Source organism: Paenibacillus sp. M-152 (genome assembly GCF_003856555.1).
In the GTDB taxonomy this organism is placed as follows: domain Bacteria; phylum Bacillota; class Bacilli; order Paenibacillales; family Paenibacillaceae; genus Paenibacillus; species Paenibacillus polymyxa_C.
This window is the reverse complement of the sequence record NZ_CP034141.1, coordinates 3,728,136-3,738,706: the sequence shown is the minus strand read 5'-3', so window position 1 is coordinate 3,738,706 and position 10,571 is coordinate 3,728,136. Positions and strand designations below refer to the sequence as shown.

At 43.4% G+C, this 10,571-nt stretch carries 8 protein-coding genes; all 8 read left to right on the top strand.

What is annotated here, in order from left to right; translation table 11 throughout:
- Nucleotides 1-26: 26 nt before the first annotated feature.
- Complete coding sequence (locus tag EGM68_RS16390) at nucleotides 27-902, top strand: SDR family NAD(P)-dependent oxidoreductase (RefSeq protein ID WP_013371931.1); 876 nt, start codon at nucleotides 27-29, stop codon at nucleotides 900-902.
- Between the two features lie 61 nt (nucleotides 903-963).
- Entirely contained in the window at nucleotides 964-1,917 is a 954-nt protein-coding gene (locus EGM68_RS16385; protein ID WP_129549590.1) for an acyltransferase domain-containing protein, read from the top strand.
- Nucleotides 1,918-1,948: 31 nt separating this feature from the next.
- Nucleotides 1,949-4,303 (top strand): ACP S-malonyltransferase, encoded by a 2,355-nt coding sequence (fabD, locus tag EGM68_RS16380; RefSeq protein WP_129549589.1) that lies wholly within the window; start codon nucleotides 1,949-1,951, stop codon nucleotides 4,301-4,303.
- A gap of 184 nt (nucleotides 4,304-4,487) precedes the next feature.
- A complete protein-coding gene (gene aspS / locus EGM68_RS16375) occupies nucleotides 4,488-6,257 on the top strand; it encodes an aspartate--tRNA ligase (protein WP_129549588.1) in 1,770 nt (589 codons plus the stop codon).
- Between the two features lie 225 nt (nucleotides 6,258-6,482).
- Nucleotides 6,483-7,145 carry an S-layer homology domain-containing protein gene (locus EGM68_RS16370; protein ID WP_014600044.1) on the top strand — a complete coding sequence of 221 codons (663 nt, stop codon included), beginning with the start codon at nucleotides 6,483-6,485 and terminating at the stop codon, nucleotides 7,143-7,145.
- 258 nt (nucleotides 7,146-7,403) lie between these two features.
- Complete coding sequence (locus EGM68_RS16365) at nucleotides 7,404-8,072, top strand: uracil-DNA glycosylase (protein ID WP_129549587.1); 669 nt, start codon at nucleotides 7,404-7,406, stop codon at nucleotides 8,070-8,072.
- 16 nt (nucleotides 8,073-8,088) lie between these two features.
- Nucleotides 8,089-8,511: a YolD-like family protein gene (locus tag EGM68_RS16360; protein ID WP_013371925.1), complete on the top strand. Its 423-nt coding sequence runs from the start codon at nucleotides 8,089-8,091 to the stop codon at nucleotides 8,509-8,511.
- A 120-nt stretch (nucleotides 8,512-8,631) separates the two neighbouring features.
- Nucleotides 8,632-10,518, top strand: coding sequence for an Ig-like domain-containing protein (locus tag EGM68_RS16355; RefSeq protein ID WP_129549586.1), 1,887 nt, complete (start codon nucleotides 8,632-8,634; stop codon nucleotides 10,516-10,518).
- Nucleotides 10,519-10,571 lie beyond the last annotated feature (53 nt).

The window sequence follows — 10,571 nt, the reverse complement described above, 5'->3', positions numbered from 1 at the left end:
AAAATACGAATAATCCGGAGGTACAAATGAGGGAGTTCAAAGATAAGGTAGCTGTGATTACGGGAGCTGCCAGCGGAATTGGCCGAGCTATTGCAGACCGATGTGTCAAAGAAGGAATGAAGGTCGTTTTGGCGGATATTGAAGAGGGGGCTCTTCTAAGGACTGAACGAGAATTGAAAGCAATGGGTGCAGCTACCCTCTCCGTTGTGACCGATATTTCCAAAGAAGCTGATATTCGTTTATTAGCACAAAAAACAGTTCAGACCTTTGGCGCTGTGCATCTTTTGTTCAATAATGCAGGCGTGGATGCTGGCACAGGCCGCTTATTATGGGAGAATACTGTGGCAGATTGGCAGTGGGTAATCAACGTAAACATTTGGGGAATTCTGTTTGCCACCGAAATTTTTGTTCCTATTATGGTGAAACAAAAAACTCCATGCCATATTGTAAATACAGCATCTATTGCCGGTCTGCTGTCCGGTCCTGGAAATGGAATATACAGCGCGTCAAAGCATGCCGTTTTAAGCCTGTCTGAAACGTTATATCAGGAGCTCAGATTGATCGGTTCTAATGTGGGAGTGTCGGTTGTATGTCCGGGATTCGTTCGTACTCAAATCATGGATGCAGAGCGGAACCGCCCGACAGAGCTGCGTAAGCCAGATGGGAGCGGCAATCTTCCACCTGAAAGACAAGTTATTACCGAATTGGCTCGCAAGGCTGTCCAAAATGGAATACTTCCGGAGGATGTGGCCAATCAGATTTTTGAGGGCATCCGAAAAGGGCAGCTATATATCATCACAGAACCGAAATTCAAACCTGCAATCCGGCAGCATATGGAGAATGTTCTTAACGAAAGCAATCCTACGGCATCCCAAATGCAATTAGTGCGCAATTTGTTGTGAACTTTGAATGATAGAGAACTGCTTAGGAGAGTCTGATCAATACGTTGTGGGGGTTACTCGGATGGACAGATCAGTGGTTTTTATGTTTTCAGGCCAGGGTTCGCAATACTACGGCATGGGAAAGGAATTATATATGTCCAACCCGGTTTTCCGAACATGGATGACCAGGTTGGATGAGATTCATACGGATATTACAGGCAGCTCTGTATTAAAAACGCTGTACGATGATACGCGTCGCAGGGGAGAAGAATTTGATACCCTGCTATATACTCACCCTGCAATTTTCATGGTTGAATATGCGCTCACACAGGTGTTATTGGAAAAGGGAATTTATCCTGATTATGTTTTAGGCTCTAGTCTGGGTGAGTCTGTATCTGTTGCTGTGGCTGACTGCATGAGCTATGAGGACACGCTTCAATGTATTATCAAGCAAGCACAGTTGGTGGAGGCCTATTGTCCGAAAGGGGGCATGCTGGCCGTCATTGGCAATCCCAGTCTGTACGACGAAGCACCCATATTGAATACTAACTCAGAACTGGCATCCATCAACTTTGACTCACATTTTGTCATTTCAGGCAGCTGCGAGGGTCTGACAGAGATTGAACATTATTTGAAAGCAAATGAAATGATCTATCAAAGGTTGCCAGTACATTATGCTTTTCATGCTTCCTTAATGGACCCTATTGCATTGGAATATACGGCGTTCTTAAAGCTCAAGACCCTAAGAAGCCCTAAAATAAATATGGTTTCATCTATGTACGGCGGGAAGACGACATGGCTTGACAACCGTTTTCTTTGGGACGTCACTAGAAAGCCTATCCAATTTCAGAGTGCTCTAAAGTGTCTGGGAGATAGTGACGGGGTTGTTTATATTGATCTCGGTCCCTCGGGCACGCTTGCTAATTTTGTAAAGTATAATTTTGGTCCCAAGAAAAAGGCAAGCGTTTATTCCATGCTCTCTCCTTTTCAACAGGATATAAAAAATTTGGATCGTCTGTTCGAAATATTTGACTAATATGCATCCATTACTAACAAGGAGGAAATCAATGATCGCATATCTGTTCCCTGGACAAGGAGCTCAAGTGAAAGGCATGGGCGAAGGACTGTTTGATGAATTTCCAGAATGGGTTGCCCAAGCGGATGCAGTTCTTGGTTATTCTATTCAGAAGCTGTGCCTTGAGGACCCTGCCAAGCAACTCGGACAAACGGATTTTACCCAGCCGGCGCTATTTGTCGTAAATGCCTTAAGTTACCTGAAAAAAATAAGAGAAACCGGAAGAAAACCCGACTATGTTGCAGGACATAGCTTGGGTGAATATAATGCTTTATTTGCCGCGGAAGCGTTTGACTTTGAAACCGGTTTGAAGCTGGTCCAAAAAAGAGGAGAGCTGATGGCTCGGGCTACTGGTGGCGGAATGGCGGCAGTTTTAGGCTTGAAAGAAGAAATGTTTTGGGAAGTAATGGAAAAAAATAAATTAGTAGAGCTCGATGTTGCCAACTATAATTCGCCCAGCCAGATTGTCATTTCAGGGCCAAAGGAACTGATTGAGCAGGCGAAACCGATTTTTGAGGATGCTGGAGCCAGAAATTATGTGGTTTTGAATGTAAGTGGAGCATTTCACTCCAGATATATGGAAAATGCGAGACAGAAATTTGAGGCTTATGCGGCGTCATTCGAATTCTCAAAAATCAAAATACCCGTTATTTCAAATGTCCATGCTAGACCCTACAAGCAGCTGGATTTAAGAAGCACGCTAATCAACCAGATTGTGAGCCCGGTCAAATGGTCGGAAAGTATACGCTATCTGATGGGTAAAAGTGTAACCCAGTTTATTCAGATCGGGCCTGGAAATGTTGTGGCAGGATTGGTTAATGCCATACAACGAGAAGCAGAGCCATTGATCCTGACGGAGGTTGAAGACCGGAGCGAGCAGGTACAGGAGGGGATGTCGAAGGATACGTTGAGAAATGATGAAGCGATATCCGAAAAGCGACAGGCTCCCAGAACAAAATCCGGTCATGACGTACTGGAATCCAGCAAACGATTTACGGCAGAGTCTCTTGGTCATAGCGAATTCAAACAAGATTACGGAATTAAGTATGCGTATCTTATAGGCTCTATGTACAAGGGCATCTCTTCAAAAGAGATGGTCGTAAGAGCAGGAAAGGCAGGAATGATGGGATTTTTTGGAGCTGGGGGAGTGGAGATTGATGCTCTGGAGGAAACCATAAAGTATATTCAAAAGGAATTGAACCATGGCGAAGCCTATGGAATGAATCTTATTCATGTGCCAGACCACCCGGACATAGAAAATAACATCGTTGATTTGTACATAAAATACGGTGTTAGAAATATTGAAGCCTCTGCGTTTATGAGTATCACGCCTTCTTTGGTTAGGTACAGGCTAAAGGGACTGAGACGGAATGCAAAGGGAAACGTAACGCCACAGAACAGAATTATAGCGAAAGTATCCAGACCCGAGGTTGTTGAAGCCTTCCTGAGTCCTGCGCCTCAGAATATTATAAATAAGCTGCTGGCGGAAAATAGGATCAGCCGGGAAGAGGCGATGATGGGAATGGAAATTCCCATGGTCGATGATTTATGCGTCGAGGCTGACTCAGGCGGGCATACCGACCATGCAGTTGCATATGTATTGGTTCCGCTAATGCTTCAGATGAGGGATGAAGCGATTCGAAAGTATAAATACAATAAAAGCATAAGGGTAGGGGCAGCGGGGGGAATAGGGACTCCACAAGCTGCAGCGGCGGCGTTTATATTAGGTGCTGATTTTATCATGACGGGTTCTATCAATCAGTGTACGGTTGAAGCAGGGACGAGTGATGAAGTAAAAGATTTGCTCCAGCAATTAAACATTCAGGATACGGACTACGCTCCAGCAGGGGATATGTTTGAAATGGGGGCAAAAGTTCAGGTTATGAAAAAAGGAGTGTTTTTCCCGGCCAGGGCGAATAAATTATATGATCTTTACCGGAATTATAATTCCATAGATGAAATTGATAGAGAAACCAAACATTATATTGAAGAAAAATATTTTAAGAAGAGTATCGAACAAGTCTATGAAGATATTAAAGCTTATTACCCGGCTGAAATCATTGAAAAAGCTGAAAGAATCCCAAAACGTAAGATGGCCTTGATATTTAGATGGTACTTTACTTATTCTACCCGACTTGCCATTAATGGGGACAAAAACAACAGGGTCGATTATCAAGTACACTGCGGACCAGCCCTTGGTGCTTTTAATCAATGGGTTAAGGGGACAGTCCTTGAGGATTGGAAGAATAGACATGTTGAAGATATAGGACAAAAAATAATGGTTGAGACTGCAGAACACCTGAATGAAAGATTTAAAGCTTTAGCTGCTAGTCTACTTACAATCTAGTTGGATTCAAGCAATGGCGAGAAGCTACGAGAAGCTAATAGTGAAGTGCAGTACAGTACGTTCTAGCTGAATAAGCCCATGGCCGGATACATGCAGGATAGAGTGACAATCTCTGTAATCAGACCATGGGTTACATCATTAAAACCATTTAGATCCACTAGGGTGAAAGAAAGAGGGTGTTTTCGTGCATAGGTATAGAACTCATAACTGTGGAGAACTGGATCAAACGCATGTCGGGGAAATCGTGAGAATTGCAGGTTGGATTAAAAATATTCGTAACCTTGGCGGGATTGTTTTTATTGACCTTAGGGACCATTATGGGGTTACGCAAATCGTTGTCTGTGATTCTAATGAATTAAAGGATTTTGTATCCAAGATCAGCAGGGAATCAACCATCTCTGTCATAGGAGCTGTATGTCACAGATCCGAAAGTACGATCAGTCCCCATATGAAAACCGGATATATTGAGGTCGTTGCCAAGGAGATAGAAGTGTTAGGAAAGGTCATGAATCCATTGCCTTTTGAAGTATCTTCAGCACATGAAGCTCGGGAAGATTTAAGATTAAAGTATCGTTTTCTGGATCTGCGCAATGAAAAACTGCATGATAATATTGTACTTCGTTCTAGAGTAATTCAAAGTATCCGAAAAAAGATGATTGATTTGGATTTTTTAGAGATTCAGACACCGATTCTGACAAGTTCATCTCCAGAGGGCGCCAGAGACTATTTAGTTCCTAGTAGAGTGCATCCAGGTCAATTTTATGCCTTGCCTCAGGCACCTCAGCAATTTAAACAACTATTAATGGTCTCCGGCTTTGATAAATATTTTCAAATTGCACCGTGCTTTAGAGATGAAGATGCAAGGGCAGACAGATCGCCTGGCGAGTTTTATCAGCTGGATTTGGAAATGGCATTTGCTACACAGGAAGATGTTTTTAATGTAGTTGAAAATATGCTGTATGAAGTTTTTTCCGAATTTACAAATTATAAAATTTCAAAGCCTTTTAGTAGAATTCCCTATCAAGAAGCCATGCTCAAATACGGGAGCGATAAACCTGACTTAAGAAATCCATTAATTATCCATGATGTTACAGAGCTTTTTACAGAGACTGATTTTAAAGTGTTTAAAAATAAAACGATAAGAGTTATTGCAACTCCTGGTTGTGGAGGGCAGCCAAGAAGCTTTTACGATGATATAGTGAACTTTGCTATGGAGGCTGGAGCGAAGGGCCTTTCATGGATTAAGTTCAATGATGATATGTCTCTCAGCGGCTCAATTGCAAAATTTATTCCGGAGAAGGTAAAAAACGAATTAATGAATGTAACGCAAGCTGGTCCGGGATATGCACTGTTTTTTGCTGCCGATGAGCTTAAAAATGTCGAAAAAATAGCTGGTGCTGTCCGAAGTCAATTAGGCAAAAGGCTGGATTTATTAGAAAAGGATACGTTTAAGTTTTGCTGGATTGTTGATTTCCCCATGTTTGAATTGGATCCTGATACCCATAAAATAGAGTTCAGTCATAACCCGTTTTCGATGCCGCAAGGTGGTATGGATGCGCTGCTGAATATGAATCCTCTGGATATCCTGGCGTACCAATATGATATTGTATGTAATGGGATTGAGCTGTCCTCGGGTGCTGTCCGTAACCACGATACAGAGATTATGGTAAAAGCCTTTGAGATCGCGGGTTATACATATGAAGAGATCAAGAGTAGATTTCCTGCACTCTTTAATGCTTTTCAATTTGGGCCACCCCCTCACGCCGGTATAGCACCTGGAATTGATAGGATTGTGATGATCCTTGCAAATGAATCGAATATTCGAGAGGTTATTGCTTTTCCGATGAATAGCAAAGCACAGGACGTATTAATGGGAGCTCCTTCGGAGGTTACTGACAAACAATTGAGAGATGTTCATATCAAATTGGCAAATGCTCAGCCACAAACAGAATAAACGGATTTAACAAGATACTGCAAGCAAAGCTGAATCCAGCACGCAATTAAATCCGATGGAGTGAGCTATAAACTCTCCCTGCTAGAAGCAGAGGAGAGTTTTTTTATTTAGCTTAGATCGTTCACTTTAGGTTAGTAGCGTCTGCTGCAACCTTTCTAGCTTGAACCACGTCAAGAAGTTGTTAATGGCCAAGCGGCCTAATTCAACTACAAGGTGGAACTTAACATGCGCATGAGAAAAAATGCAATCGCAGCCCTTGCGACTGTAGCTCTGCTGTCCTTCTCGATAGGAGGTCATTTGTCTGCGGCAGATAGTCAATTCAGGGATTTGGACCATGTAAACGGCAAAGAAAAAATCCTCTCCCTTAAAGAGCGGGGATTGCTTAAAGGTGCCTCAGACATGCAGTTTCTCCCCTCATCTAAAGTGACCGCTGCCCAAGGCATTCAGTTGATCTCGGGTGGACTTCAGCTCAGTTTGGCTGCCATTGATTTGAACCAGGCGCCACAGGCGAGTGGATTGTTTACCCAGGTTAAAGATACCGCATGGTACGCTGAAGCTTTTATTAACGCGTATTATAATGGCGTAGACATTCCAAAAGATATCAATCCTGCCAAAGCTCTGACCAAGGAAGAGTTCACCCACATGTTGATTCAGGGCATGGAAAAAGCAGGTGCTCTTCCCATGATTAAAATCGCACCTGCAAATATTACGGATGACAGCGAACTGGAGCCTTCTTACCAAGGTAGCATTCAACGCTCGCTAGTGTACAAGGTCAATGTCCTGGATGGGAAGGGAAATTTTCATCCCAAAAGTGCGATTACACGTGCCGAGGCTGCTGTTATGTTATACAATGCATTGGAATACCTGAATGCTCATCCAAAGTCGTAACCAATACAGCAACAAAGCGCTTTTCTTCTGAGGAATTTAAGCTTTCAGTTACTTGACATCAATACCGTGAATGCTATAATAAGGAAATCGAATTTAGACCCCGCGGTAGTTGACTATCGTAAGAATACTTTTCTGGTCCTTCGGCATAGAACACAAGTAACGAATAAATAAGCTGGCTCCGGATGAGGGGTCAGCTTTATTTGTTTAGGCAAAAGTTTACAGCTTTCACAGATTTACATATTGAGAGGAGACAGCGGTATGTTTGGGAATGACTGGGATGATGTACTACGAGAAGAGGTCGAAAAGCATTACTTTAATGAATTAAGGTATACGTTAGCTCGAGAGTACAAGTTACATAAGGTATATCCTCCAAAAGAAGACTTGTTTTCAGCACTCAAATTAACGCCATATCATCTGACCAAAGCGGTTATATTGGGACAGGACCCATATCATGGAGAGGGACAAGCTCACGGCTTGAGCTTTTCTGTTAGACCTGGTGTGCGTACACCGCCGTCTCTACAAAATATATATAAGGAGTTACGCGATGATGTCGGCACTCCCATTCCGAATCAGGGATACCTCGTTCCTTGGGCTGAGCAAGGTGTGCTGCTGCTGAACAACGTGTTGACTGTGCGTGAAGGACAACCGCAATCTCATCAGGGAATAGGTTGGGAACGTTTCACGGATGCTGTCATTGAAGCGATTAATGAACGTGAACAGCCGGTAGTGTTCATTTTGTGGGGGAGTCATGCTCAGAAAAAGGCCAGTTTTGTGAATACCAGCAAGCATTTGGTGCTGAAATCTGTCCATCCGAGTCCATTGGCGGCTCACAGAGGTTTTTTTGGCAGCAAGCCTTTTTCACGTACCAATGCATTTTTGCAGGAGCATGGAATGGAACCGATTCAGTGGGAGATTCCTAACCGCTAGCACGGGAGGTGAGGACATGCGTCAATGGAAGGGACGTCAGGTCATTTTATATCACGGCAACAACGGTCATACCCAGAAGGTGCGCGGCACACTTGAAAAATGGGATGATATACGAAAATGCGTTATTTTGGGCCCGAAAATGCTGGCTATTCCTTTTGAAAATATTACGCATATTACCATGCTTCCTCCGGGACGTGAGCGTAAAAGCCGCCATCCAGCTAGGCTGAACACTTTCGGTTATGTAATGAACGTTCCGTTACAGTTTGATAATGCCATTCATTTTCAGTCAGCGGTGACGATTTGGAGAGATGATCAACTGATTGCTTACAATGTAAAGCTGGTTAGTCACTCGGCAGACCATGTGACTCTTGAGGATGGACAAACCTTATCCAAGGAAGAGCATTTATTTGTAGTGAGGTCACTGCGTGGAGAACTTTAACTGTAATAATTCACCTTTTTTTGATGAAGGGTTCAATTTAGTTAGCTGCTTACCGATAAAAGATATTGGGATTGTTAATAATATCCTGTTTTATAGAATGAAACCAAGGGAGAGAAACGAATGGAGCGTATGAAACGTATGAGCAAACGGAGTACCTTCTTACTTGCTTTGCTGATGTTTGTATTCGCAGCATGGCCAGCAGGTTTGATCCGGGCTGAGGAGAAAACGACCTCCACAGTACAGTGGGACAGTCAAAATCCGACCACAGTTAATCTGGGTGGAAGCCCCGCTCAATTAAAAGTGTGGTCTGTGACGCAGACTGGTAAAACGGATGTAACCGAAAGAGCTGAATGGATCTCCGGAGATTCAAGTATTTTAAAGGTAGAAAAGGGACTCATTACTCCAGTGTCCAAAGGGCAGATTAAGATTGTTGCCACATATGATCAGAAAACAGTAAGTACGACGATTACGGTAAAATCGCCTTACAGCAAGCTGCAATTCAATCCGACGGGTCCTCTCAATCTGACCATTGGCGGAGAATCGAAGCAACTGACTGCTCAAGGTGTGCTTAGCGGAGGCGGCACGGAAAATGTGTCTGGCGTGGAATGGACATCTACGAATGAAGCTGTTGCTACCGTAGAAAATGGACTTGTACGTCCTCTTGCCAAAGGCGTGACTTACATTAAAGCCACCAAAGATGGACTTAATGCACAATTGATCGTGTATGTGCGTTCTTCATCCCAGGCATTGGTACTGAGTGCATCTGGCTCCAAATCGGTCTATCTGGGTAGCTCCCCGTTTCAGGTTACTGCAACCGATGTGAACCTGACTGGCGGAAAAACAGATGTGACCAACACGGCAGAATGGACTTCCTCTAATTCATTGGTTGCTACGGTGGAGCAAGGTAAAATCACACCGATGGATGTAGGGAATTCGACGATTACAGCCTCCTATCATGGTTTGAGTAAGACTCTGAAGATTAATGTACTTCCAACTGTTGAAAAACTGGTCTCAAGCAAAGCCAGTCTGACTCTCGAAACTGGAAGCAAAACTTCTCTTCCGAGTATATCTGCTTATTTGGTCAATGGAGCCAAAAAAGCAGTTCAATCCGATGTAAAATGGAGCTTAAGCAGTGAGAGTGCAGTCAAGATTGCAAATGGTAAGCTGGTTGCAGTAAACCCAGGTAGTGCAACATTGACAGCGACAGTAGGTGCGCTCAAGCTGGATATTCCAGTGACCGTACAATATAAAGTTCTCAAGCTGACGGCTTCTGAGAAAAAGTATGTATTGGTTGCAGGCCAAGAAACAAGTATTCCGACCGTAAAAGCACACATGGCTGGTGGTGGAGTACTGGATGTTACCAACCAGGTAAGCTGGGTAGCTACAACAGCCGCAGTTACAGTAGGAAATGGAAAAGTAAAAGCGGTGAGTGGTGGCAACTCGGGAATCAAGGCAATGTATATGAATAAATACGTGAAAGTGCCTGTCATTGTAGAGGGAGCCATTTCTACATTGACACCAAGCTTTTCGAATGCTGAGATGAATTTGAAGGGAAGTAAGTCCATCAAAGTCGTCGGCAATTATACAGATGGTAAAAAAGTTACCCTGAGCAGTAAAGTGAAATGGACAACATCAAATGCTTCTGTAGTGGTCGTAAAAGGGTCTTCCATTAAAGCTGTTGGAATTGGAACAGCAACCATTACGGGTACGTACCAGGATAAGTCGTTTAACGTGGAGATTAAGGTTACACCTAAATTGCTTAAGCTGGTATTGAGCAATAAAAACCTGAAGCTGCCTAAAGGCTCGTCTCAAGTGCTTAGCGTGAGTGCCGTTTATGATTCAGGCGCGACTGCAAATGTGACCAATTCAGCGGTATGGACATCCTCCAAACCGTCGATCGTACAGGTTACAGCTGGTCAGGTGAAGGCATTGGATAGCGGAAGCTCCAGTATTAAAGTAGTCTATGGTGGTAAGAAGGTAACGACATCTGCCAAAGTTTTAAAATAGTCAACGCACATTACCACACCTGGCGTATGTCAAATAAACCCCCGGTCCAAAGA

What these genes read in the sequence shown, in the direction of transcription:
- EGM68_RS16390 (WP_013371931.1), top strand. Translation starts at nt 27, where the DNA reads ATGAGGGAGTTCAAAGATAAGGTAGCTGTGATTACGGGAGCTGCCAGC.
- EGM68_RS16365 (WP_129549587.1), top strand. Translation starts at nt 7,404, where the DNA reads ATGTTTGGGAATGACTGGGATGATGTACTACGAGAAGAGGTCGAAAAG.
- EGM68_RS16370 (WP_014600044.1), top strand. Translation starts at nt 6,483, where the DNA reads ATGCGCATGAGAAAAAATGCAATCGCAGCCCTTGCGACTGTAGCTCTG.
- fabD (WP_129549589.1), top strand. Translation starts at nt 1,949, where the DNA reads ATGATCGCATATCTGTTCCCTGGACAAGGAGCTCAAGTGAAAGGCATG.
- EGM68_RS16385 (WP_129549590.1), top strand. Translation starts at nt 964, where the DNA reads ATGGACAGATCAGTGGTTTTTATGTTTTCAGGCCAGGGTTCGCAATAC.
- EGM68_RS16360 (WP_013371925.1), top strand. Translation starts at nt 8,089, where the DNA reads ATGCGTCAATGGAAGGGACGTCAGGTCATTTTATATCACGGCAACAAC.
- EGM68_RS16355 (WP_129549586.1), top strand. Translation starts at nt 8,632, where the DNA reads ATGGAGCGTATGAAACGTATGAGCAAACGGAGTACCTTCTTACTTGCT.